Origin of the sequence: Kineosporia babensis (assembly GCF_021129305.1) — a bacterium.
In the GTDB taxonomy this organism is placed as follows: Bacteria; Actinomycetota; Actinomycetes; order Actinomycetales; family Kineosporiaceae; genus Kineosporia; species Kineosporia babensis.
The window spans coordinates 200,700-225,267 of record NZ_JAJOMB010000006.1 but is presented as its reverse complement, the minus strand read 5'-3'; the positions used below and the strand labels follow the sequence as shown (position 1 = coordinate 225,267).

Genomic DNA, 24,568 nt, shown 5'->3' with positions numbered 1-24,568 from the left:
GATTCAGTTCCCTCCTTCCAGGAAGGCAGCTCGGGACAGCCGGACCACTCCGTCGGCATAGGTCTCGATCCCCGCGACGCCCGGATCGGTCGTGGTGTAACCGGTGATGCTGCGAGTCCGGTAGACGTACACGATCGGGTTGTCCCGCTGGACGACTTCCACCAGCCGGCCGTAGATCTCGGCCCGCTCGTCCGGGTCCGTGGCCTGAGCTGCGGCCCGGATCAGTTCGTCCGCCTCGTCCGAGGAATAGCCGGAATAGTTGTTGCCCGCGGCGGTGCTGAGGAAGCTGGCCGTGTTGCCGTTCGGGTCGACCCGGCCGGACCAGCCCAGCTGCACCGCCTCGAAACCGCCGCTGGACTGCAGGTCCAGCAGCGTGGAGTACTCCACCGGCTGAATTTCGATCTCGAAACCACCTTCGACCACGCTGGCCTGCAACGCCTGGGCCAGCCGCAGTGAGTCGGCGGTGTTGGAGACCGAAAGCGTGAACCGGTAGGGCAGTTCGAGCCCGGCCTCGGTGAGCAGCTGCTTGGACTGCTCCGGGTCGTAGGTGGGGCAGGCTTCGCTGGCCTCGGTGCTGTAGGTGCTGTCCGGGGCGATGAACGAGCACGCGGGGTCGTACCAGTTGTTGAACACGGAGTTCACCAGGGCAGCGCGGTCGACCGCGAGCGAGAACGCCTGGCGCACGCGCGGATCGGTGGCCAGCGGGGTCTCGATCTGCCCCGGCTGCTTGCCGGTGCCCTCGGTGTTGCCGATGTTGAAGGTCACCGCCTGGTACCCGAACGATCCGGTCTGCAGCAGACCGACGTCCTTCTCCCTGGTGAGCGCGTCCACATCCTGCGGCGACAGGCTGTCGGCCACCTGCACGTCTCCCGAGCGCAGGTTGGCGGCCCGAATGTTGGCGTCCGCCATGATCCGGTACGTGATGGTGTCCAGGTGGACCTCGTCCGCCGCGTAGTAGCGCGGATCCCGCTCGACGCTGATCGAGGTCTGGGGCACCCGTTCGACGAACCGGAAGGGTCCCACGCACACCGGATGCTCACCGAAGTTCTCGCCGGTCTCGGCCAGAGCGGTCGGGGACATGATCATTCCGGCCCGGTCGGCGAGCGCTGCCGCCAGAGGCGAGAACGGCGTCTCGTAGGTGACGACGACCGTCTGCGGATCGGGCGCGCTGATGTCCGCGACCGGGCCGAGTTCGCTCTTGCGGGAGGAGCCCTCGAGTGTCAGGTTGCGTTTGAGCGTGGTGACGACCGCATCGGCATCGAACGGCGTTCCGTCGGCGAACACCGGATCGGTGCGTACCGGGATCGTGACCTTCAGCCCGTCGTCCGAGATGGTGGGCAGTTCGGTGGCCAGCTGCGGCACCAGGTTGCCCTCGGCGTCGATGTCGTACAGCTTCTCGCAGACCGCGTTCATCACGTAGCGGGTGTAGAGCGAGGACGAGGTGGTCGGGTCGAGCTGGTCGGGCTCGGCCGACAGCGCCATCACCAGATCACCGCCCTCGGCGACGGCTCTGGTCCCGATCGCGACGCCGGTGACGTCCTCGCGCTCGGGCGGGGCTTCGACCGGCTGCACCGCAACACAACCGGTCAGCAGGAACAGGGCGGCGGTTGCGCACAAGACGCGAACCCTCATGTGAGCACCTCCGGGGACGGCCGGTGGGAAATCCGGAACGTATACAATCCGAGACGCTAGACCGGCTTCGTTTCGTCCGCGTTGCGTTTGGCGTTCACCTTGCGCCCAGCGGCCGACCAATCCGCCCCCTACCCACCCAGCGGTCTCCCCCGCTGTCGCCGTTCCCGCTTATCGGGAAGACAAAGCACGTCATAGAGTGGTTTTGTCTTCCCGATAAGCCGAGAACCAGGAGTTCCAGAGGCGATCACCTCAGGGCGGCGGGGACCAATCGGGCGATGACGCTGAGCGTGCCCTGGCTTTCGGGGCCGACGTCCAGTGACAGGCGGGTGAGGTGGTCGCCCCAGACGTCGCAGAGCATGGGGTCTTCCAGCGGTAGGACGTCCAGGGTGGCGGGGACGGCCGGGTCCCAGGAAAGGGCGAGGTCGCCGATGGTGGCTTGTCCGGGGGCGAGCTGGACGTCGCCGGCGAGGAGGTAGCGCACCAGAGAGTGTTGCGGGCCGGGGGTGAGGTTCCATTCGTCGTTGATCACCACGATTTCGGCCCAGCGGTCCAAGTAGGCTGTGCGGAGCCAGGTTTCCTGCGAGTGGCCGGGGTAGGCGGCGGCGAGGTCAAGTTTCAGGCCGGCGCCGTCTTCGACGATGGTGGGTTCGACGTGGCGAGCGGCGTACTGGCGGCCGTGGTGCTGGGCGGTGCCGCGGATCTGGGGCACGCTGTGCCAGTCGCTGTGCATGGTGGGGATCTGGTAGCGGTCGGGGCCGAAGGTCTGGGCGGTGTAGGTCGGGCGGCCGGCGTCGACCACCACCGGGATGCCGTGCACGGCGATGACGACCTGGCCAACGTCGTTGTGGTTGTGGTGTTCGTCGTTGTGGCCGCCCTTGACCGCCAGGGTGAGGCCGTGAGCGGAGCCTTCGGTGGGGCGGGCCACGAGAAGCTGGATGGACTGGAGCCAGACATCCCTTGGTAGCGGGGATGATTCGGCGGTGGCCTGGGCCCAATCCTGGTCGACCAGGGCGCGCAGCAGTCGGCCGAGGCCTTCGCGTTCGTTGGCTATCGGCGTGCCGGGGATGCGATGGGCGGCGGCGTGACGGGCGGCCGCTTCGTCGCCGCTGGCTCGGGCGGCGCGGTGCAGGGCGTGCCAGGGCTGATCCGTGGGTGGGCGGGCCTGGCCGTCGGCGAGGTTGAGGTACCAGTCGTCGGACAGGTGCATGCGGTGCGGGAAAGCCAGAGTTTGCTGCAGAGAGGGAATTCCGGTGGCGTCCAGTTGCCCGGCGGTGGCGTGCCGGAGCAGGTCGAGCGCTTCGACGGCTCGGCAGGCGCCGTTCCACCAGTAGGCATAGCCCTCGTCGATCGCTCCGTCGGGCGGTAGCACGGCCACGTACCGGTCCAGGCCCTGGATGGCCAGATCCACCACGGTGGAGCGTAGTTCGCCATCGTCGACCAGGCGCAGCGCGGTGACGAGGACGTTGCCGTGGATCCACGGGTTCCAGTTGTGCACGTTCCCGGCCAGGCCGATCCAGTGCCAGTCGCGCCGGCGCAGGAACGGCTCGATCACCCGGATCCGGGTCTCGTGCCGCACCCGCGCGCGCAGGCCGGGGTACCGCTCGTCCATTGCTGTTCCGAGCAGTTGGTCGATCCAGGCCAGCTGGCCGACGACCTCGCCCGCGCCAAGGTCCAGGTAGGGGTCGGTGACGGTGGGCAGGACGGAGTGGTGGCGGGGCCAGGTGTCGTCGTGGGCCGGCCAGCACCAGGAGCTCTGCTCGCACAGCAGCACCACGCCGTTGGCGACTTCGTCCAGCCAGTGCGGTGATTCGGTGACGGCAGCGGCCACCACGGCGCGGCTGAGGCGATGCTGGCGGGCGAAGATCTGCTCCTGGTACTCCTCGCGGTCGCCGTCGCGGACGTAGCGGGCGGCAGCGTGGGCCAGGGTGTGGGGCCAGGGTTGGCCAAGATCTTGCTCGGCGCGGGTGAGCAGGTCCGCCACGGTGGTGGGGTCGGCGTCGCCGAGGGAGCGCACGGGCAGGCATTCCTCCGGTGGGAGCAGGATAGCCTGAAGATGCCCGGCGGCAGGCCAGGCCTCGGCGAGCGGGCCGTGGAAACGATCGGGCACGGTGGTTGACACTCTCCTAGCGGCATCGACGGCGCTGGGTACCGGTGATCAGGTGAGTGGGGCGCTGGATTCGCGAACGTGCAGGGTGGGCAGGATGGCGGTGCGGTGGATCGGCCGCTCCGGATCCCGCAGGCGGGAGATGGCCAACTCCACGGCGGCGCGGCCGATCGCGGCCCGGGCCGGGCGGACGGCAGTGAGCGAAGGGCTGAACAGGCCGGCGAACTCGTCGTCGTACGCCACCACGGAAAGGTCGGCGGGCACCGAGTAGCCATGCTCTTCCAGGCGCTGGACCAGGGCGATGGCCTGGGCGTCGGCGTGCACCAGGGCGGCGGTGCAGCCCTGGGCCTGGATCTGCTCGATCACCTGGTCGAGGGCGGCCTCGGAGATCTTCAGCCCGTCCTTGGGGATGCCCAGATCCACCCGGGAGGAGGTGGGCACGTCGAGGGTGTCCAAGGTCCGGGACCAGCCTTCGCGCACCGAAGGGCCGGTCGGGCTGTCCGGCGCAGCGGCGAAGGCGATCCGGCGGTGCCCCAGCGAGGCCAGGTGCCGCACGGCCTGGGCGCCGCCGAAAGCGTGGTCGGAGTAGACCTGCTCGAACGGGGCGGGCCCCAGATCGGCCAGGCTCGGCCGTTCCACCACCACGACCGGAACCGTGAGTTCGCTCATCCAGGCAATGGTTTCGGCGATCTGCGCGCCCACCACCGAGGGCGAGACCAGCAGCGCCGAGGCCCCTTGCTCGAGCAGGCGGACCAGGTGGGGACGCTCGTCGTCGCTCGTGTAGGAGGAGCCGCGCAGCATGACCCGCATCCCGGCGTCCCGGGCGGTCTGCTCGGCGCCGCGCACCACGCCCGGCCAGTAGTAGTCCAGCGATGGCACCAGCATGCCCAGGCCGGCCAGGGAACTCGACGAAGCTTCCGCAGCGGTCTCGGCCCGCAAGGCGGTGGCGCCGCCGTGGACCCGATGCACCCGCCCGTCGGCGGCCAGGGTGGCGATGTCGCGGCGGATGGTCGCCGCGGCCACATCGAGTTCTGCGGCGAGATCGGCGACCCGGACGGTGCCCCGCTGATGGATCAGATCGAGCAGTTGCTGCTGACGATCGATGGCCAGGAGCGGGCGATCGGGTTCAGGTCCCGCACTCAAGCGTCCTCCCCTGGGCGCACGAGCGTGCGCGTTCGTGATCGTTTGTGAACATATCAGATGCCGCGGCCGAGCTCCGGGCCAGCTCCGCAGTGCTCGATTTTGCCCATATCCAGATAACTCTTGACAAGTTCGGCTCGTGGTCGCTGTGATGTCAACACGCGCAACTTGAACCACAAACGCGCAGTTTCGCACCGAAACAAACACGCACAGGCTGTGCTGAGAGAAGCGGTGGGCGGCGATGAGGCCACGCACGTTGCTGGTGATGGACCACGAGGCCGCGTCCTCGCAGTTCGGGCCGTCGGAGCAAGAACGGCTGCAAGAGCTGGCCGATCTGGTGAGCGCCGAGCCGATCACCGCATTCGACTCCCCCGGCGCCCGCTCGGCCTTGGCTGCCGCCGACGTCCTGATCACCTCGTGGGGCGCGCCGACCCTGACCGCCGAGCACCTGCAGGCCGCGCCCCAACTGCGGGCGATCATCCACGCCGCCGGCAGCGTGCGTGACCTGCTGGGACACCACGTCTGGCAGCGCGGCATCGCAGTCAGCGCCGCGGCCGACATCAACGCCGTCCCGGTGGCCGAGTTCACCCTGGCCGCGGTGATCATGGCCGGAAAACAAGCCTGGACCCTGTCCTCTCGGGCCCGCATCGAGGGGCCACTGGCCTGGCCGGACATCCGGGGCCGGGAGGATCTGTCGAACTACGGCCGGGTCGTCGGCGTTCTGGGATTCTCCCGGATCGGGCGGCGGGTGGTGGAGATGCTCGGCCTCCTGCAGACCAGCGCAGTGCTGGTCACCGACCCGTTCGCCGACCCGCACGCGGTCGCCGCCGCCGGTGCCGAACTCGTCCCCTTGCCAGAACTGCTCTCCCGCAGCGACATCCTGACCCTGCACGCCCCCGCCCTGGAGAACACCCGCCACATCATCGGCGCCCCCGAACTGGCCCTGATGCCCGACAGCGCCACCCTGATCAACACCGCGCGCGGAACCCTGGTGGACCACGAGGCCCTGACCCGCGAATGCGCCGCCGGACGGCTGCACGCGGTGCTGGACGTCACCGATCCCGAGCCGCTGCCCACCGGCCACCCGCTGCTGAGCCTGCCGAACGTGATGATCACCCCGCATCTGGCCGGATCGCTGGGCTCGGAGGTGCGCCGGATGTCCGCGCACGCGATCACCGAACTCGAACGCTTCGCCCTCGGCAAGGACTTCCTGACCCCGGTTACCGCTGCAGAGTTGGAGTGGATCGCTTGAAGACGCGCACGGAATGGACCGGCCTGGCCGACCGGATGCTGCTGGCCGCCCGGCCCTGGGGTTCTCCTCGGCACGGCAGAATCACGTTCCCGGGCCCGGCCGGCGGCTACGGCACCGCGATCGACGGGCTGGAAGGCTTCGCCCGGACGTTCCTGATGGCCGGTTTCCGGCTGGCCGGCGAGAAGGGCGAGGATCCCCTCAACCTGGCCGAGTGGTACGCCCAGGGCATTGCCGCCGGGACGGACCCGCACTCGGACGAGCGCTGGGTCCGGCCCTCCGAACACGGGCAGGCCAAGGTCGAGGCCGCCTCACTGGCGCTGGTCCTGGACCTGACCCGGCCCTGGATCTGGGACCGGCTGGACTCCGGCGTGCAGGAACGGGTGATCGCCTACTTCGCCGAGGTGGTCGGGGACACCGGTTACCCGCAGAACAACTGGCTGTGGTTCCGCGTGGTGGTCCAGACGTTCCTGCGTTCGGTCGGCGGGCCGTGGTCACTGGAGGACATCGAGGCAGACCTGGCCCGGCATGAATCGTTTCGACGCCCGGACGGCTGGTTCTCCGACGGCCGGCACCGCTCCTACGACCACTACGCCGGCTGGGCCCTGCACCTGTACCCGACGCTGTGGGCCCGGATGGCCGGCGCCGAAGACCTGGCCGCCCCGCGCCGCGAGCGAGACGTCGCCGAGCTGGACCGGTTCCTGCAGGACGCGGTTCATCTGGTCGGCGCCGACGGCGGACCGCTCCTGCAGGGCCGCAGCCTGATCTACCGGTTCGCCGCCGCGGCCCCGTTCTGGACCGGTGTCCTGGCCGAGGTCCCGTCCGTGCCGCGCGGGCAGCTCAAGCGGGCCGCCTCGAGCATCGTCCAGCACTTCGTCGACCACGACGCCCCGGATGCGGACAACCTGCTCACCATGGGCTGGTTCGGTCCTTGGCGGGCCCTGGGCCAGTCGTACTCCGGTACGGGATCACCGTACTGGGCCAGCAAGGGCATGCTCGGAATCTCGCTTCCGGCAGAGCATCCCGTGTGGTCCACCCCGGAGGAACCCCTGCCGATCGAGACCGGCGACACCCTGCGGGCGATCAAGGCTCCGGGCTGGCTGGTTCACGGAACCAACAGCGACGGCATTGTCCGCGTACTGAATCACGGTACCGACAAGGATCTTCCGGGCACGAACGCGGGCGACTCACCGCTGTACACCCGGATCGGCTACTCCACGGCCACGCTCCCTCCGCTGGATGTGGCCTCGTGGGCGCAGCCGTTCGATCAGTGCGCCGCCCTGATGCTGGCCGACGGTCAGGTTGCGCACCGGGCAGGCATGCAGATCATTGAGGACGGCCCCACGCTCGTTCCGGTGGACGAGGGCACTGGGCACGTCGGCCAGTTGAGTTCCTCCGGCCCGCAACGGATTGTGCACGGTGAGGTGGATCTGGGCGGACCCGGTGCGGGCCACTCCAACGGCATCCAGGGCGAGCACCGAACGATCGGCGAGGTCACGATCTGCTCGCTGGTCCGCGGGCCCTGGGAAGTGCGGCTGGTACGGGTGGAGCAGGCCGCCGAGGACGTCACCGCGGTGCGCGTGGCCGGATGGCCGGCCACCGATCCCCTGACCTCGCGGGTGGACGTCCAGCTCGTCACCCCGAAAGATCAAGGGCACCAAGTACGTAAGGACGCCAGCCCGCTGGCTTCCGAGGTCAGTGTCCCCTGGGCCGAACTCGACGTACAGCCGGGATTTTGGCAGGCAGCCGTCATCACCCTCACCGGCGAACCGGACGCCAGGACCCCCGAGGTACTGCTGAACAACGCCGAGGTTTCGGTGCGCTGGCCGGATGCGGCCCGCTCGCACCACACCCTCCCCCACTGATCGGCACGGATCGCCGCCCAAAGGCGCGTGAACGTCCCCCATTTGCTCTGAACTGCAACAGCCATCTCAAAGGAGAGACATGGATCACTCGAGCCGTTCCCGGCCGACCAGGTTCGCCGCCCTTCTCGCCGTCGCCGCCCTCACCGCGACCGGCTGCAGTTCCGGGGACAGCGCCGACGCCGACGGGCCGGTCACCCTGACGGTGGCCGGCTGGAGCATCGCCACCACCCCCGAGTTCAAGCTGCTCGCAGAGTCTTTCGAGAAGACGAACCCGGACGTCACGGTCGAGATCAAGGAATACGACGCGGCCAACTACGACACCCAGATGACCGCGGACCTGTCCGCCGGCTCGGCCCCGGACCTGTACCCGATCAAGTGCCTGTGCACGTTCTCCACGTACCAGGGTGGCGGTCAGCTCCTGGACGTCTCGGACGTTGCCGAGGGCCTGGACGAGACGGTGAAGACCGCGGTGGAGCCGTACACCGTGGACGGCGCCTCCTACGCCATCCCGTACCGCGAGGACGGCTGGTACTTGTTCTACAACAAGGACATGTTCGAGCAGGCCAAGGCCGAGCTCCCGAACGGGCAGTGGACCTGGGACAACTTCGCCCAGGCGGCACAGCAGCTTTCGACCGCGGACGGCGCGGACGCGGGCACGTACAACCACGTCTGGCCCTCGGCCGTGCAGGGTTTCGCCAACGCCCAGAGCGCGAACGGTTACCAGGACTTCCTGGCCGGCAACTTCGCCTTCATGGAGCCGTTCTACCAGCGGGCCCTAGCACTTCAGGAGTCCGGCGCCGCAGTTGACTACAACACCGCGACCACGAACAGCCTGACGTACCAGAGCGAGTTCGGCACCCAGAAGGTCCCGATGATGCTGATGGGCTCGTGGTACATCGGCACCCTGATCGCCCAGCAGGAATCGGGAGACGCGGAGAAGTTCGAGTGGGGCTTCGCGCCCGCCCCGCAGGTCGACACCTCCACCCTGGACGCACCGGTGACCTTCGGCGGCCCGACCGGGATGGGGATCAACGCCGGGATCGACGAGAACAAGGTCGCTGCGGCCAAGGAGTTCCTGACCTACATCTCCGGCGCCGAAGGTGCCTCCACCCTGGCCGAGATCGGCATCACCCCGGCCAACACCAGCGAGACCGTGGCCGAGTCGCTCTTCTCGGTCGAGGGCGTGCCGACCGACGAGCTGTCCCGCTCCACGTTCACCAACCACGTGATCCGGCCCGAGGTGCCGGTCTCGGAGAACACCGCGACGATCAACACGATCCTGACCGACGCGCACACCGCGATCATGTCCGGCAGCAGCGACGTGACCGGCGCTCTGGAGAAGGCCAAGCAGGAGTTCGGCAACCAGATCGGTAACTGATCGTCGTCCTCGGAGGCAGACATGGCCCTCACGAAAGAGCTTCGCGCGGCCCGCCCACCCCGGCCGGGCGCGCTGCGCCGCCGCAACACCCTGATCGGCCTGAGCTTCGTGCTGCCGAACTTCATCGGTTTCGCGGTGCTCACCCTGGTGCCCGTCCTGGCGCTGTTCTACCTCTCGTTCACCGACTGGAACGTGTTCGGGCGGGCGAACTGGACCGGCACCGCCAACCTGGAGCGGCTGCTGAACGACAGCAGCTTCTGGACGGCACTGCGCAACACCCTCTACTACACCGGTGTTCACGTCCCGGTGACCATGGCCCTGTCCTTGGCCCTGGCGCTGCTGCTGAACACCCGGCTGCGGGGCGTGCGGTTCTTCCGGACCGCCGCGTTCTTCCCCTACGTCACCTCGATCGTGGCCGTGGCGGCGGTCTGGAACATGATGTTCAGCCCCGACTCCGGCCCGATCAACCAGCTGCTCGCAGCGGCCGGGATCGCCGACCCTCCGGGCTGGACCACCTCCACCGACTGGTCGATGCCTTCGGTGATCATCGTCGGGGTCTGGCGGGACCTGGGCTTCTACATGCTGCTGTTCCTGGCCGGGCTGCAGACCATTCCGCGAGAGCTGTACGAGGCGGCGACCATCGACGGGGCCGGCGCCTGGCAGCGGTTCCGGCACGTGACCCTGCCCGGTCTGCGCCCGACCACCTTCTTCATCAGCGTGATCTGCACGATCGGCAGCCTGAAGGTGTTCGACCTGATCCTGGTGATGACCCAGGGCGGGCCCGGGCAGTCGACGCTGGTGCTGAGCCAGTACATCTACCAGAAGGGCTTCGTGCAGAACCAGTTCGGTTACGCCTCCAGCATCTCCGTCGTCCTCTTCCTGATCTGTGTCTCGGTGACGCTGGTGCAGTTCTTGGTCAACCGCCGGAGGAATGCCTGATGAGCCTCACCGACACCCGGGTCACCCCGGATCTGCGCACACCCGCCGCTGCGGGACCCGGGCGCAGGATCAGCTTCTGGCGCGTGCTGGGCTACATCGCGCTCACTGTCGCGGCGATCGGCGTGCTGGCGCCGTTCTTCTGGATGGTGCTGTCCTCGCTGAAGACCAACAACAACGTCTTCACCGTGCCGATCCGCTGGGTCCCGGACTGGCAGTTCGGCAACTACGTGGACATCTGGACCAAGTCCGACATGCTGACCTGGGTCAAGAACACCCTGATCCTGTCGGTGGTGATCACCTTCCTGCAGGTGCTGACCGGAAGCTTTGCCGCGTACGGGTTCTCCCGGCTGCGCTGGCCGGGCCGCGACGTGCTGTTCCTGGCCTACCTGGCCACCATCGCGGTGCCCTGGCAGGCGTACATGATTCCGCAGTTCATCCTGTTCTCGAAACTGAACCTTTCCAACACCCTCTGGGCGATGGTGGCGCTGCAGGCGTTCGGCGCTTTCGGGGTGTTCCTGATGAAGCAGTTCTACGAGACCGTGCCGGAGGAGCTGTCCGAGGCGGCGCGGCTGGACGGGCTGTCCGAGTACGGCATCTGGCGGCGGATCATGCTGCCGCTGTCGATCCCGGCGATCGCCTCGCTGACCCTGCTGACCTTCGTGAACGTCTGGAACGACTATCTCGGGCCGCTGATCTACCTGCGCGACCCGGACCTGTGGACGATCCAGATCGGCCTGAAGACGTTCATCGGGCAGTACAACGCCCAGTACGCGCTGATCATGACCGGCTCGGTGCTGTCGGTCCTGCCGATCGCGATCGTCTTCGCCCTCGGCCAGAAGTACTTCGTCCAGGGCATCGCCACCACCGGGATCAAGGGATGAGCGCCGTCCTTCCCGCCTCGCCCGCGCGGCACGAGACCTGGGCGTACGTGATCGGCACGGTCTGGGTGTTCCTCGGCACCAGCTTCCTCTTCGGGCTGGCCACGCTGCCGTTCCTGACGGTGGTGATCAGCACGAATCCGGTGCACAGCTGGCCGCTTCTGGCGCTGCTGGCCCCGCTGGGAGCTCCGGCGACCGTGGCGGCGTCGGCGGTCTTCCGCTCGTTCACCGATGACGGGAACACCACTGTGCTGGCGACTTTCGGGCGAGGCTGGCGGCGGGCCCTGAGGCCTGCGCTGCGGACCGGCGCGATGGCCTCGGCGGCCTGGGTGGTCCTGGCGGTCGACGTGTACGCCCTGTCCGGCACGCTGCTGGGTGCGGTGACGCTGCCGCTGCTGGCCGTGCTGGCGCTGCTGGTGCTCGTGGTCACGCTGCACGTGCTGGTCGCGCTGGCCGAACGTCCGGATCTGCGGGTGCGGCACCTGGCCCGGGCCAGCGTGTATCTGGCGCTGCGGCGCTGGTACCTCACGGCGTTCTCCTTGGTGGTGCTGGCTCTTCTGGCCACCCTCGTCGCCGCTCGTCCAGCGCTGGGGCTGGGTCTGGCACTGGCCCCCTTGCTGTACGTAGTGTGGGCCGGTTGCCGGTTCACCCTCCGCCCGATTCTGGAGCAGCCTGAATGACGCAAGCCGTGATCCTCGTCGGACGTGGCCGGTACGACGACCCGTGGCACGACGACGCCGCGGTGGCCGACCAGATCCGTTCTGTGCTTGCTGATCTTGGGGTGGAAGCACAACTACGGGGCACCTACCGCACTGCCCTGGACGACGTCGAACCTGGCGCCCTGATCGTGGTCTGCGCCGGCCGGGGCCGGATCGATCCGGATTTCGACGGGGACGACGCGTCCTGGGTCCCGTTCCACGACCGACTGGCTTCACTGGTCGCGGAAGGGTCTCCCCTGCTGGGACTGCACGCTGCGGCCAATACCTTTGGGGACGCGTCGGGCTGGGCCTCGCTGCTGGGTGGGCGTTGGGTGGTTGGTACCTCCATGCACCCGCCGCGGGGCCCGGCCCAGTTCGCAGTAGCCGGTGGGCATCCGGCTGCTCCCGATCTGAAAACCCTGACTACGGACGACGAGCGGTACTGCCGGCTGGAGGTCAGCGACACCTCGACCGTGCTGGTGACCACCGAGTTCGAGGGGAAGACGCACCCGGTGGCCTGGGTTGCCCAGCACGGCCGGGTGATCTACGACGGTCTCGGTCACGACGTGCGGGCAACCAGGCAACCGGATCGGCTCACGCTGCTGCGCGCCGAGGTTGCCTGGTTGCTTCACTCTTAGCTCTCCAGAGTGTCCAGCTGCAACTGGCGTTCGAGGGTGACGATCCGAGAGTTCTGCGAGACCACGACCTGCCACCGGTCGTCGCGCCACTGCATCACGAACAACTGCATGGAGTTACGGGACGGCAGCGGCTCGCTCTCCCCCGCCATCACCACCCCGAGCCGGTTGTGCACGTACCCCACGCCGGGCTGCACGATCCGGGCCAGGACGGTCTGGTTTTCCACCAGGCGGGTGCCCTTGAGCACGGTGTCGAACAGCGGCTGGTGGAATGCCACGATCGCCTCGTGCCCGCTCAGCAAAGTGCCGTCGAAGGCCACGAACTCGGCGTCCTCGGCGAAGTCCGCCGCGAAACCGGCCGCGTCCCCGCGGTCCCAGGCCTGACCCATCCGGACCGGAATGGCCGCCAACGCCTCTACCGACTGATCCATCTTTCGAACGCTCTTCTCACTCGGAACCGGGCAACGAGCGTCCATCGTGGTGGCTCCTACCCGGCACCACCATGACGATGCGTGCCCAGCTGCTTGGACATCCGTCCCCCGTCGGCGTGCAGGTCGCGAAAGTCCCGCGGGGAGGTGCCGTAGGCTGCCTTGAAGGCCCGGCTGAAGTGGGCGGGATCGGTGAAACCCCAGCGGGCGCCCACCGCGGCCACCCCGGCGCCGGCCCGGACCAGCTCGCTCCGGCACTTCTCCAGCCGACGGCGGCGGATCAGCGCGGCCACCGTGTGCGGCTGATCACGAAACAGCTTGTGCAGGCGGCTGAGTGAGATGTGATGCGCGGCCGCCACCGAGGCCGGATTCAGTCCGGGCTCGGGCAGTTGCGCATCGATGTAGGCCCGCACGCGCACGCGCAGAACCTCTTCCGGGGTGCTCTGGTTCTCCAGCTGTCCGGTCAGGGCCGAACTGAGGACGTCGGCGAGCACCGACGCGGTCCGGCTCGCCTCGGGCTCGGTGAAGGTGTCGATCGAACGGACGGCGGCCTGTACCAACGGAATCAGCAGGGCGCCGGAGCCGTGGGCTCCCGAAAGCCGTTTTCCGGCCGCGTTACCGAGGTCGCGGGTGCGGTGCTCGAGCATCGTGCGCGGGATCAGCACGCTGAGGTGGCTGGAGCGGGTGCTGCGGATCCGCACGGGCCGTGACGGGTCGGTCACCACGAAGTCGCCGGGATTCAGCCGACTGTTGCGGCCTTCGTGCTCGACCTGCACCTCACCGGCCAGGATCAGGTCCACCTGGCAGAGCTGCTGGTCTTCGGGCCGGAGGATCTCCGGGTCGCGGATGCAGTCACCGGGCGGCGTCTCGAAACCGGCGAGCTGGACCGGGCCGAGGTGGCCGTTCACCATCCGCCCACGGAACTCCTTGTCTGCGGGCATGTTGCTGCGCAGTGGGGGAAGGTCGGCGGTCGCGAGCTGGGCGGCCCAGACGTTGGGGCTGGTGATGAGCATGTCCGTTCCAGCGTAGTACGTCGGGATTCACCTGGCCCACCGGCCGAAACGCCGTTGCCAGGGCCTGCCACGCAGTAGGCGAAGTCCGCAGGACAGGCCCTAGCATCGCCGCCATGCGTCCGAAGAGATCCGCTGGGCTGCTTCTGCTGGTCACCGGAGCAGCGTGCCTGGCCTGGGCCGCCGTGGCTCAGTTCATCGGCGCATCGGGCGAGGTCCCGGCGATCGTCGGGCTGCTCGTCTTCACCGCCGGGTTCTTCATTGCTTTTTAGCCGGTGACGGCCAGTGGTCGAGGTGCTTGATTGCGCCAGAGCCATCCCGCCAGCAGGGCCCCGCCCACCGGGATGTTGATCCCGACGGTGAGTAGGCGGTAGAGCAGGATCCCCGAGGCCACGTCGGCGCCGGAGGCGGCCGGGGCCAGCATGAGCACTCCGGCCAGGCCGAGCTCGACCACGCCGAATCCGGCCGGGGTGATGCCGACCAGGGTGAGCAGCCGCTCCACGCTGAAGGCGGCCAGGATCAGGGCGAGTGGCACGTCGGCGCCGGAGATCTGCAGGCAGGCGGTGAGCAGGAGCAGCAGCAACGCCGAGTAGGTGGACATGCCCGCGACCAGCCGGGCCCAGGATCGGCCGATCGTGGTCCGGGCCGCGGCCGCGACCTGCTCGGCGCCGGAGAGCATCCGCTGCCACCACGGGCTGCGGCTGAGTTGGCGCAGTGGCTCCGGCGCAGCGAGCAGAGTGATCACCGTCAGCCCGGCCAGAGCCAGGACGAGCACGCTGGAGACGATCAGCGAACCGGAGAACGGCGGGGGCAGGTGGCCGCCGAGGACCAGCGGGATCAGGGTGAGCGGCAGGAAGAGCTTGACCATGACGTCGCAGAGGTTGACCACCACGGTGTAGCCGGCGATCGCAGCCGGCGCGAAACCCCAGCCGCGGCTCATCCGGTAGTTCAGCGCGATGCCGGCGGCGCCTCCGAGGGGCAGGACGTTGGCCACCGCGCTGCCAGTCAGGCTCAGGGTGAGGGCGCGGCGGCAGTCCAGGCCGGGCATGGCTGCGCTCAGGGCCACCGAGTGGGCCAGCTTTCCCAGGGCCCAGAGCACGATCAGCCCGGCCAGGGGCCAGGCGTCCAGGGCCAGCAGGGTGCCGGTGATCTCGCTCCAGCCAGTCCCCATGACCGCGGGAAACATCCAGGCCAGGGCCGCTGCGCCGAGCGCCGCGCCGGCGCCGTGCAGCAGGCCGCGAGGGGTAGCGGTGAACACCTGTCGAGGATGACGTCGACCGGCTGAACTCAACCCGACGGGCCGGGAACGGCACCGTACCGATGGGCGAACAGTTGCGACCGGCGTCATTCAGCCGACCAAACGGATTGCTCAGCCGACCGAACGGTTCGTAGACTCTTCGCATGGTCCACGTCAGACCCGCCACCACCGATGACATCGCTGCCGCCGCCGACCTCTTCGCCCGGGCCTTCGAGCACGACCCGGTCTGGGTCGCCCTGATGCCCCGGACCCGGCACCGCGCCCGCACCATCCGCTGGATCATGCACGCCGACCTGGCCGGCCCGGGCCCGCGGCCGCTGGACGTCGCGGTGGACGAGAACGGGCGTGTGGTCGGCGCCCTGCGCTGGTCCGCACCCCGGATCGAGCAGGGCCCCACTCCGTGGTGGCGCCGCCAGGCCGCCCGGATCGGCTGGGCGCTGGGCAACCTGCTGGGCGGCTCCCTCGGCCGCGGCCTGCAGCAGGAGCGGGCGGTCCGGGCGCATCGGCCGCGCGAGCCGCACTGGTACCTGCAGGACGTCGCCGCCGACCCGGAACGACAGGGGCAGGGCATCGGCTCGGCCCTGCTGCGCTACCGCCTGGCCCAGATCGACCAGGCCGGAGCCCCCGCGGCGCTGGAGGCCACCACCACCGGCAGCGCCCGGTTGTACGCCCGCCACGGCTTCGTCACCGTCGCCACCGTGAACCTGCTGCCCGGCGCTCAGTCCCAGGTCATGCTCCGCCCGGCTGCCGACCGGGCCGAGAACGCTCAGCTCTCCGCAACCGCCGAAGCCGTCGGCGACGGCCCGGCCTGAGGCTCACGCACGTAACGCCCGTTGACCTGGTCGCTCTGGCTGCTGAGAACCAGCACACCGTCCACGATCTCGGCCTTGAACGAGGAATGCAGCACCGAAGCGTTGGGCACGTTGGCGCACCCGATCATGGTCTGCACCCCCGGCTCCGACGCCGAGAACTTCCCGTCCGCAGCGACCTCGTACTCACCACTCTGCCCGTTGCAGCCGTCGCTGCCCGACCAGGTCCCGTCGTCCTTGAACTCCACCGAGGCCTCCCCGAACGTCTGCACCCCGAACTTCGAGGGCTCGTACGAGGGAATGTCCCACGGGTACCACACGCCCAGGATCTGCTCCTCCAGCGCCGGCTCAGCATCCTGCGGCGTCACCGCATCACCAGAACTGTCCGCACCACAACCGGCCAGCACCACGGCCAGCAGCGCCGGCATGACCATCCAGGTCTTCTTCATCAGATCCTCCCGTGTTCGCCGCCCTTGGACGCAGCCGACCCGGGCCCGGTTCCGTGCAGCCGGCCAGGACCGAGACCCGACTGCGGAAATCGAGTTCCAGAACGTGGATCTGATCGATGGCCTGGGCGACTGCCCGTCAAGCCGGATCAGGTGGGGCGAATCACGGTCTGGTCGGGGCGCCAGGTTCCAGCGACGTGCTCGGCGATACGTTCGGCCATGGCGTTGGCTTCGACCTGAACGTTCGGGGGCAGTGAAGCAACAGCACGCTCCAGCGCCCCAGGCAGGTTGGTGCGTAGTTCCTCGACCCAGTTGATGGCTTGATCGCCCGGCAGGCCGAGTTGCTTGGCTGCTCGCTTCCAGTCGGCGATCCCGATGTCGAGGAACCGCCAGTGCTCGCCGATCTTCATGGAGGAGTCCAGGCCGACATATTGTGGGTAGCAAGCGGCGGAGGCCACGTCGTACAGGGGGCCGATCTGGGCGCGGCTACCGATCAGGACGAGCGAGTAGTTCTTGGCGTGAGCGTCGGTACCACCGATGAGGACATTGAGAGCCAACCCTTTGAAAAAGCGCTCTGCGGAGACGGTTCGGTCGTCGACGGAAAGCTTCTGAAACAGCCTGCCGACGGCGCCTACGCCGGGCCCGCCGTCGGACTGGTACTTCTTGCTGGGGTGAACCGAGAGGGCCTGGCAAAGGTCTTCCTGGTGAACCCGGTGCCACCGTCCTGTGCTGTCCTGGTCACGGTCGTAGCGGTGCGAGATGACGGCGTGGACATCGGCAACCTCGACCAAGCTCACTTCGGCGGTCAGGAGCCCTGCATGGTGGGCAGTTCGCTGACACAACGCCTCGTTGACGTGGTGACGCTGGAAGGCGCGTAGGGCGGGCTTGATGATGCAGTTGGTGGGCGTCGAGTCCCGGGGGATACCCCAGGCACCGGTCTTTGGGTCCTGGAACAGCGCGATCTTCGGCTGCGCGCCGGCCAGACTCCATCGGCCGCCGAATCGACCTGGATCCCAGTCTTCACCGTGCGCGGCGAGATCATGTGCGAGCGCGGCGAAATCGTCGTCGCTGAGCCATTCAATATCGCCGGTCTGATCGGCGGCGTCGGATGCTTCTGCATCAGGCGGAAGAATCTGCACCGCACCCGCGGCGTCGCGACCGACGTGTCGCAGGAGCGAAAATGGGTTCCTCGGGTTCGCTCCGTACTGCTGGCCCCAGCGTCGGCGGGCTGCTTCGGAGTCGGGGAGCAGGCCATCGAGATAAGCGCTGACCACCTTGTTCGGGTGCTTCTCGGCGTCGAGGGGCATCGACAACGAAAGTGGCGTTGCAGTTGGCTCGGCCCGGTACTCCTCGTCATACGCGAAGGACAGGGCTCCTTGCGGTGTCTGCCGCACCTCGCCGATCAGGGCCCCGTCGAGGAAGACCCGTAGCTGCTGGTCGCCTGCCATCAACGTGCCCGTCGCGAGAACAGTGCCTCGAACGGGTCGAGGGCATCCTCCTTGGGACTACGGAGAGGATGAACGGCCGACGCCGTTGCTTCGCGATCCGTTCGCGGTGTTCTCGGGGCGCCCGACTGCCCTCCGGCTTCAGCGGCGAGGGATGGTTGACCTACATCGAGGACAAGACCAAGGACGAAAAGGGTGTCCAGAACCTTTTGGGCTTCCAGGCGGGGATGTCCGCTCTCGAGGCGCACGATCCACTCGCGCCCAACGCCTACCCGTTCAGCGAGGTCTGCCTGTGTCAGGCCCTGCTCGCGCCGGAACCTCCTCGCAAGCACACCGACGTCTCGTACGGTCGCGACGCGCATCGATGGATCCTTCACACGCAGACGTTGTCTTCAGGCGTGGCCAGTGTAGGCGTTCGCCGACACTCTGGAAAGTTGTCGTACTCCGACATTCGTGATGTGGTCGATCGCCGACATTTGAGCGCGGACCGACAGCATGAATGAGACCAGCGGTTCTCCAATTTCTATCTCCAGGCTGTCCACGCACCAGGCAGGATCCCGCCCACCGCGTGCGGGACGAATTCGCACCACGGTGGACGGGATCTGGAGTGTCGTCAGCCAGTGGTCAACAGACGAGCAGACGGTCTGCCTTTTCGTTCTGGGCATCTGCGACCTGGGAACTGGCTGTCTTCGGTTGCGCGGTCCAGAGCGGTTCGTAGATCCCCAGCGCCAGAAAGTTCTCCACCACGGACGCCTTCGTGTTCTGGTTGTTGTGCCAGGACGAGGTCTGATCCTGGAACCCGTAGTCCGAGAGGTTCTCGTACCGACAGGTGAAGAACTGCAGTCTGCGGCCATCCCAGTTGGCGTGTTCGTACAGGCAGGAATAGCCGTCGGAGCAATTCGCCTCACCGGCCGCCGACCGCTTTTCACCATCGGCCAGGGCACGCTCTTCCCCCGGCCTGGGCAGCGTCATCACCACGGCGCCGTCGTCCCAGGCGACCTGGTTCGCCGACAGTTTCGTTCCCCCGAACTCGGAAATCACGGCCTGAACCTCACGGTCAAGCTTCGAAGCGGCAGACGTGGAAGCATGAGCGAATCCCCCACCCACGGTCGCCGAGAAAGTCACTGCCAATGCTGCAATCTTGGCCGAACGACGTGCGAATCGATGAATGTTCACGTGTTCCCCCTCAAGAAGTAGCGCCGTCTTTTGACGCCCTTCAAGGAGTACTGGAGACCGCGCCGGCGCGCAAATGAAGAACCCCTGGCCAATACCAAGAATTGCCCGAAGGGGAACTTCTCAATTACAGAAACTCCCAGTCTCAATAGTGCGTTCGGAAAGTCGAACAATGCCCCGGTTCGACCGGTCAACACCACTAAACCGGGTCGAGATGGTCAGAATTCGGTGTTCATGATGCCCTCGACCAGCACCTCACCCGGTTCGGTCAGCCGCACGATTCCCTCGGCCCGGTCCACCGTCACCAGGTCGCGGCGCTGCAGGTCGTCCCAGCGCTGTGACCAGGGGTCGTCGAACAACGAACGTCCGTTGAACCTCTCGCGGTGCAGGTCGTCGCGCACGGGCTGGAGGGTAGACAGGGCCATCTTGATCGCCCGGGATTCGGTGGCGGTAGGTCCGAAGCGGGTTGCCGAGGCCAGGGGCAGCCGGCCGGCCTCGACCATCTGCCGGTACTTCACCGCGTTGACCTCGGTCATCGCTTCCGATCGGCGGCAGCTGGAGCTGCCACCCAGGCCGATCGCGACCTCGGCGTCCTGGCGGTCCTGGTCGACCATGATGGATTTCCAGGTCTCCGGGGGCTTGTCGCCGCGGTGGAAGTACATGGTCGGGTGCTCGCCGTAGCCGTCGGCCCGCAGCCCGGAGGCCAGAATCTCGCGCATCTGGTACTGCTCGCCCAGGCTGGGCCAGTGGTGACCGGCCTCGGCCAGGCGGTTGCGGTAGGCGGGGAACTGCCAGGCGGCCGGGCGGTCGCCCGCTACGCCGGTGCGGGTGTCGGTGTACGAGCGCAGGTGCAGCTTGGTGCAGACCACGCCGGGCACCTGGTGGCGGCGTAACTGTTCCAGGTCGCGTTCCACACCGGCCACGCTCTGGTCGAGCAGGCCGTACATCAGGTCGATGGTCACCCAGTCGTAGCCGAGCTTGCGGGTGGCGTCGAGGAAGGCGTGGCACTCGGCCTCGGTGTGCTCGCGCCCGCTGAGTTTCAGCACCTGGTCGTCGAAAGACTGCACGCCGCAGGAGACCTTGTCGCAGCCCAGGTCCTGCAGCCGGGCCAGCAGGTCCGGGGTGAGGGTGGTCGGGTCACCCTCGAAACGGATCGTGGTGGAGGGCCCGAAGCCGAAGTTCTCGCGGTAGAACGTCAGCAGCCGGGAGACCGAGTCCAGGCCCATCAGTGAGGGGGTTCCGCCGAAGACGTTGAACTCCCCCACCGGCGCCTCTCGTAGGTGGGGCACCCGCTGCAGCCACATCTGCGCCTCGCGGATGTTCAGTTCTACCCAGTGGTCGACCTTTTCGCTGGTCACGTCATCCGGGCCCTTGACGATGACCACCGGGTACTGGCAGAACCGGCACCGGTAGCTGCAGGTCGGGATGTAGGACCAGAGATGGATCGGACGGGTGTCGGCGAGTTGGGCGTCCAGGTCGTCGAGGAACGCCTCGGGTGAGACGTCGGGGATGTCACCGGGAAAGACGTGGGCGCCGAACGGGTCGTTGGCCACGTAGTCCAGCAGCCGTTCGTTCTCGGGGGCGGCCAGCAGCTCCGAGACCAGCGGCCGAGGGTAGGCGGGGTCCAGGTGGGCGAGCGATTCCAGGGCGTCCATATCAGAAAACTCCTCCGTTGCCGAAGTAGTCGTGCGCCTCGCCGGATTCGCGGTCCTCGCAGTAGTGCCGCACGAACTCGCGGAATCGTTCCTCGTCGCCGGTGTCGCGAATTTCCTGCAGGCACGGTGGCAGCGGGGGCGGGTAACCGATCTCCGGGCCGACCTTGGCCCGCAGCCGGGCGAACAGCTCCTCGGCGAACTCGAAATACAGCCGGAAACAGGGGGTTTTGTAGGAGTGGATGGGCGTGTAGTCGACCAGGCCGGTCTCGGCGGTGATCTGCGGGATACGGGCGGCCATCGCCTTGGCCAGCGCCGGTGAGAGCAGGTCGATCACCCCCTCGTCGTCCAGCAGCGAGGGGGTGAGGACGGCGGCCAGGATCATGTTCTTCGGCATGAAGTCCTTGATCGAGAACTCCCATGCCTGCAGCGCTTCCGCCTGGGTCAGGTCCCGGCCACCCGGTCCGGCCACCCGGATGTCGCGCATGGTGATGATGCCGCCGGAACCGTACGCCTGCCCAGCCACCACCTCGTCGATGGCATGGTCCACCCGGCGGGGGTTGATCTCCACCCGCGAGCCGGGCACATAGACGATGTCGTCGCCGGTGGCCCGGATGAGGATGCCGAAGTCCCAGTCGTCCGAAAGATGACTGACGAAGCGCCCGTTCTCCAGCTGGTAGGACAGTTCGATGCCGTCCACCCGCTGGTAGGAGCGCCGGTCCACGGCGAAGCCCTTGCCGTCGGGGAAGCCGCCGAATCTGGACCAGGCCACCCGGCGGCTGCGGATGGTGCGGTCGATCGCGTCCCACAGCAACGGACGTCCGACGAAGTGGCTTGCGTCGTAGTAGTAGTCGCACACCCCGATGGCGGCCTTGTCGCTGTCCATGGCCCTGAGCAGTTCCCACAGCCAGTCCGGCGCCACCCGGCAGTCGGCGTCGGCCGAGACCAGGTAGAAGCGGCGCGTGGTGTCGTCGCCGTCGCGTTCCTGGGCCCGTCGGGCGGCCAGGTGCATGCCGGTGCGGCGGGCGCAGGAGACTCCTTGCTCAGGTTCGCCGATCACCCAGAGCCGGAATCCGGGATGATGGGCGGCGAGTTCCTGGGCCAGCGTGACGGTTTGGTCGCGCGAGTTGTTGTCGACCAAGAGGACGTCGAACAGCGAACGGTCCAGGGGTCCGTCGGGTCCTTGTTGTCCGGCGAGCGAGGTGATCACCGCCGGCAGGTTGGCGGCCTCGTCGCGGACCGGGATCACCACCGTCATCCGGGTGGTGGCGCCCAGAGGTGGCACAGAAAGCTGACCAGCGACTCCGTACACCGGCGAGCGTTCGGCGCCGTGAACGTCCCCAGTTAGCAGTTGATCTACCACCTCGGCGGCCTTGCTCTGGGCGAAGTACCGGGCGCCTTGTGCGGTGTTGTTCATGACGACGCGGCTACGCAGCAGGGGGTTGGTCAGCAGCGCCACGACTTCGTCGACGAATGCGCCGGTGAGCGGGGCGTGATCGTCGGGGGTGATCTCGAGGACCGGCGCCTGCAGTCCTTTTCGGCCGTAGACGGTGTCGTACAGGGCGTAGCGGGTACTCAGGTAGGGCACGCCGGATGCCACTGCCTCGCCGATCGGGTTGCCGTAGCTCTCGTAGTCGTAGGAGGTCAGGAACGACATCAGGTCGGCCTCGGCGAGCAGGTCGGCCACCGTGTACCCGTCGCCGGCGGGCAGGTCGCGGGGAGCCAGCCGGCCGCCAAAAATGACCCGGTCGGCCACGCCCAGTCGCTCGGCCTGGGCGCGCAGGGCCATGACGGTGGGTGGGTGTTCGGCGGTGTCGCCGGCCAGGAACAGGTAGACCGGCCGGTCGTGAATCCGGTGGCGCAGGCGGGCCAGCAACTCGATCTCGCGGTCGGCGCGTTTCTGCGGGATCAGGCGGGTGCAGCGGGCGATCAGCGCGGCCTCGGCCGGTACCCCGTAGCTCTCGCGGAAGCCGGCGCCGACCGCGGTGTGCTCGAAGTCGAAGGTGTTGGGCAGTACCTGCAGGTTGTTCAGGTGCGGGGCCCATTCCAGGGTGCGGCGGCGGGCCTCCTCGTGCAGGGCCAGGTAGCGGATGTACGGGGAGTTGCGGGGCTTGGGGGTGAGGGCGTAGGGGGCTTGGCCGTACTTGCCGGAGGAGGGTTCGCTGTTCCACATCAGGTCGTGATCGCGCCACAGCACGTACGGTCGGGGCGCTCCGAGGGTGGGGCCGTAGCGCTCGATCGCCTGGTACAGCGCCTCGGTGTAGGCGATGTTCTCCGGCAGGGTGCCGTTCTCGACCAGGACAGCGGTGACCTGGTGGCGCTGCCAGGTGGCCACGATCCGCCGGGTCAGCGCCTCGACCACGGCTTCGTAGCAGCCGTCGGGCTGGTGGCCGGCGGGTATCGCGGCCAGCGTGGAGCGTACGAAGGCGGGGTTGTACCAGGGGATCCGGTCGATCCCGTCGATCCGGACCAGTTCTACCCAGCCCGGCAGACAGGCGGCCTCGTCGGTGTACGGCGAGAAGAAGCGTCCCTTGTCGGCTTTGATGTCGTAGCCGATGTCGAGCAGCACCCGGTGGCCTCGGCGCCGGAAGGCGTCGGCCAGTTTCAGCGACTCGACCACGACACCGGACAGCGGCGCCCCGTCGAACGACACGCACCACAGCACAGGTTCAGGCATCGCCGGTCTCCTCAAGGCCACATCGTTGTCACCCTAGGAGATCCTTTTTAACCTGTTTGTGAGCTCTTTGGCATATCGAAATGCCCGGATCGGGCCGGATGTGGTTCCGCCCTCCGGGTTCAGGGGCCTGAGCGCACCGCGCTGACCCCGGTCACCACCCGCTGCAGCACGATGAAGGCGAACAGCAGCGCGCCCACCACGATCCGGGTCCACCAACTGCTCAGCGTGCCCTCGAAGGTGATGATGGTCTGGATCAGGCCGAGGACCAGGACGCCGAGCACGGTGCCGAACAGGTAGCCCGAGCCGCCGGCCAGCAGCACCCCGCCGATCACCACGGCGGCGATCGCGTCCAGCTCCAGGCCGTTGCCGTGCAGGCTGTAGCCGGAGAGGGTGTAGAAACTGTAGATCACGCCGCCCAGCGAGGCGCAGAACCCGCTGATCCCGTACACCGCGATCCTGGTGCGGGCCACCGGCAGGCCCATCAGCAGGGCCGAGTCGGCGTTGCCGCCGATCGCGTAGACGCAGCGGCCGAACCGGGTCCAGGTGAGCACGATCGCCGCGATCAGCACCACCACCAGGGCCAGGATCACGCTGGAAGAGATGAACACGCCGCGGTCGAAGCGGATGCGCTGCTGGGCCACGCTGACCCAGAACTCGTTGGTGATCGGGATGGAGTTGCGGTCGATCAGCAGGGCCAGGCCGCGGGCCAGGAACATCCCGGCCAGGGTGGCGATGAACGGCTCGACCTTGAAGTAGTGGATCACCGCGCCCATCGACAGCCCCAGGCCGGTGCCCAGCAGCAGGGCCAGGGGCAGCACCACACCGGCCGGCCAGCCCGCTTCCAGCAGGGTGGCCGCGAGGGTGGTGGTCAGGGCGACCACCGCGCCCACCGACAGGTCGATCCCGCCGGTCAGGATCACGAACGTCATGCCGACCGCCACGACCAGCAGGAAGGCGTTGTCGACGAAGACGTTCAGCACCACCTGGGGGTGGTCGAAGCCCTCGTAGTTGATCACGCCCAGGCCGTACATGAAGGCCAGCAGGCTCAGGGTGGCCAGGACGGGTACGTGCCGCCGGTTCAGGCTGCGGGTCCGGCCCGTGTTTGAGGACGGTTGTGCGCCCAGGTCGATGTCCGGGTCGCCTTTGGTCTCG

At 67.9% G+C, this 24,568-nt stretch carries 22 protein-coding genes; 9 read left to right on the top strand and 13 right to left on the bottom strand.

Annotation, left to right across the window (positions count from 1 at the left end; genetic code table 11):
* Positions 1-3: 3 nt before the first annotated feature.
* From LR394_RS13885 to LR394_RS13875, 3 genes are all read right to left on the bottom strand, one after another.
* Positions 4-1,632 carry an ABC transporter substrate-binding protein gene (locus LR394_RS13885; RefSeq protein ID WP_231441756.1) on the bottom strand — a complete coding sequence of 543 codons (1,629 nt, stop codon included), beginning with the start codon at positions 1,630-1,632 and terminating at the stop codon, positions 4-6.
* A gap of 244 nt (positions 1,633-1,876) precedes the next feature.
* The gene (locus tag LR394_RS42935; protein WP_231441754.1) at positions 1,877-3,739 is read right to left on the bottom strand and encodes a heparinase II/III domain-containing protein; all 1,863 of its coding nucleotides are present in this window, start codon (positions 3,737-3,739) and stop codon (positions 1,877-1,879) included.
* A gap of 48 nt (positions 3,740-3,787) precedes the next feature.
* Positions 3,788-4,879, bottom strand: coding sequence for a substrate-binding domain-containing protein (locus LR394_RS13875; protein ID WP_231441752.1), 1,092 nt, complete (start codon positions 4,877-4,879; stop codon positions 3,788-3,790).
* Between the two features lie 238 nt (positions 4,880-5,117).
* Here LR394_RS13875 and LR394_RS13870 point away from each other — a divergent pair, with 238 nt between their 5' ends.
* The 7 genes from LR394_RS13870 to LR394_RS13840 all read left to right on the top strand — a co-directional run bounded on the left by LR394_RS13870 (position 5,118) and on the right by LR394_RS13840 (position 12,521).
* Positions 5,118-6,128 (top strand): hydroxyacid dehydrogenase, encoded by a 1,011-nt coding sequence (locus LR394_RS13870; protein ID WP_231441751.1) that lies wholly within the window; start codon positions 5,118-5,120, stop codon positions 6,126-6,128.
* A complete protein-coding gene (locus LR394_RS13865; protein ID WP_407937045.1) occupies positions 6,116-7,990 on the top strand; it encodes a DUF2264 domain-containing protein in 1,875 nt (624 codons plus the stop codon). The genes LR394_RS13870 and LR394_RS13865 overlap by 13 nt, the downstream gene beginning before the upstream one ends.
* Before the next feature lie 79 nt (positions 7,991-8,069).
* Positions 8,070-9,368 carry an ABC transporter substrate-binding protein gene (locus tag LR394_RS13860; protein ID WP_231441746.1) on the top strand — a complete coding sequence of 433 codons (1,299 nt, stop codon included), beginning with the start codon at positions 8,070-8,072 and terminating at the stop codon, positions 9,366-9,368.
* Positions 9,369-9,389: 21 nt separating this feature from the next.
* Positions 9,390-10,307, top strand: coding sequence for a carbohydrate ABC transporter permease (locus LR394_RS13855; protein WP_231441744.1), 918 nt, complete (start codon positions 9,390-9,392; stop codon positions 10,305-10,307).
* The gene (locus LR394_RS13850) at positions 10,307-11,188 is read left to right on the top strand and encodes a carbohydrate ABC transporter permease (protein WP_231441742.1); all 882 of its coding nucleotides are present in this window, start codon (positions 10,307-10,309) and stop codon (positions 11,186-11,188) included. Before LR394_RS13855 ends, LR394_RS13850 begins: the two co-directional genes overlap by 1 nt.
* Positions 11,185-11,865, top strand: coding sequence for a DUF624 domain-containing protein (locus tag LR394_RS13845; protein WP_231441741.1), 681 nt, complete (start codon positions 11,185-11,187; stop codon positions 11,863-11,865). Before LR394_RS13850 ends, LR394_RS13845 begins: the two co-directional genes overlap by 4 nt.
* Complete coding sequence (locus LR394_RS13840; protein ID WP_231441740.1) at positions 11,862-12,521, top strand: ThuA domain-containing protein; 660 nt, start codon at positions 11,862-11,864, stop codon at positions 12,519-12,521. The genes LR394_RS13845 and LR394_RS13840 overlap by 4 nt, the downstream gene beginning before the upstream one ends.
* Here the strand turns inward: LR394_RS13840 and LR394_RS13835 are convergent.
* Both LR394_RS13835 and LR394_RS13830 read right to left on the bottom strand, forming a co-directional pair.
* Positions 12,518-12,949 (bottom strand): SgcJ/EcaC family oxidoreductase, encoded by a 432-nt coding sequence (locus LR394_RS13835; protein ID WP_231441739.1) that lies wholly within the window; start codon positions 12,947-12,949, stop codon positions 12,518-12,520. The genes LR394_RS13840 and LR394_RS13835 overlap by 4 nt on opposite strands.
* A gap of 56 nt (positions 12,950-13,005) precedes the next feature.
* Positions 13,006-13,959, bottom strand: coding sequence for an AraC-like ligand-binding domain-containing protein (locus LR394_RS13830; protein WP_231441738.1), 954 nt, complete (start codon positions 13,957-13,959; stop codon positions 13,006-13,008).
* Positions 13,960-14,072: 113 nt separating this feature from the next.
* Here LR394_RS13830 and LR394_RS13825 point away from each other — a divergent pair, with 113 nt between their 5' ends.
* On the top strand, positions 14,073-14,228 hold the full coding sequence (locus tag LR394_RS13825; protein WP_231441737.1) for a hypothetical protein: 156 nt from the start codon (positions 14,073-14,075) through the stop codon (positions 14,226-14,228).
* Here the strand turns inward: LR394_RS13825 and LR394_RS13820 are convergent.
* Entirely contained in the window at positions 14,225-15,214 is a 990-nt protein-coding gene (locus LR394_RS13820; RefSeq protein WP_231441736.1) for a lysylphosphatidylglycerol synthase transmembrane domain-containing protein, read from the bottom strand. The genes LR394_RS13825 and LR394_RS13820 overlap by 4 nt on opposite strands.
* Before the next feature lie 143 nt (positions 15,215-15,357).
* Between LR394_RS13820 and LR394_RS13815 the strand changes: the two genes are divergently transcribed.
* Entirely contained in the window at positions 15,358-16,026 is a 669-nt protein-coding gene (locus LR394_RS13815; RefSeq protein WP_231441735.1) for a GNAT family N-acetyltransferase, read from the top strand.
* Here the strand turns inward: LR394_RS13815 and LR394_RS13810 are convergent.
* From LR394_RS13810 to yjfF, 7 genes are all read right to left on the bottom strand, one after another.
* The gene (locus LR394_RS13810) at positions 15,981-16,472 is read right to left on the bottom strand and encodes an META domain-containing protein (protein WP_231441734.1); all 492 of its coding nucleotides are present in this window, start codon (positions 16,470-16,472) and stop codon (positions 15,981-15,983) included. The two genes, LR394_RS13815 and LR394_RS13810, sit on opposite strands and share 46 nt — an antisense overlap.
* Positions 16,473-16,618: 146 nt before the next feature.
* Positions 16,619-17,917, bottom strand: coding sequence for a type II toxin-antitoxin system HipA family toxin (locus tag LR394_RS13805; protein ID WP_231441733.1), 1,299 nt, complete (start codon positions 17,915-17,917; stop codon positions 16,619-16,621).
* Entirely contained in the window at positions 17,917-18,276 is a 360-nt protein-coding gene (locus LR394_RS43630) for a helix-turn-helix domain-containing protein (RefSeq protein ID WP_407937044.1), read from the bottom strand. Before LR394_RS43630 ends, LR394_RS13805 begins: the two co-directional genes overlap by 1 nt.
* A 262-nt stretch (positions 18,277-18,538) precedes the next feature.
* On the bottom strand, positions 18,539-19,090 hold the full coding sequence (locus tag LR394_RS42930; protein ID WP_231441731.1) for a peptidase inhibitor family I36 protein: 552 nt from the start codon (positions 19,088-19,090) through the stop codon (positions 18,539-18,541).
* A gap of 215 nt (positions 19,091-19,305) precedes the next feature.
* A complete protein-coding gene (locus LR394_RS13790; RefSeq protein ID WP_231441730.1) occupies positions 19,306-20,742 on the bottom strand; it encodes a radical SAM protein in 1,437 nt (478 codons plus the stop codon).
* A gap of 1 nt (position 20,743) precedes the next feature.
* A complete protein-coding gene (locus tag LR394_RS13785) occupies positions 20,744-23,416 on the bottom strand; it encodes a glycosyltransferase (protein WP_231441729.1) in 2,673 nt (890 codons plus the stop codon).
* 119 nt (positions 23,417-23,535) lie between these two features.
* Positions 23,536-24,540, bottom strand: coding sequence for a galactofuranose ABC transporter, permease protein YjfF (gene yjfF, locus LR394_RS13780; RefSeq protein WP_407937053.1), 1,005 nt, complete (start codon positions 24,538-24,540; stop codon positions 23,536-23,538).
* Between the last annotated feature and the right edge of the window lie 28 nt (positions 24,541-24,568).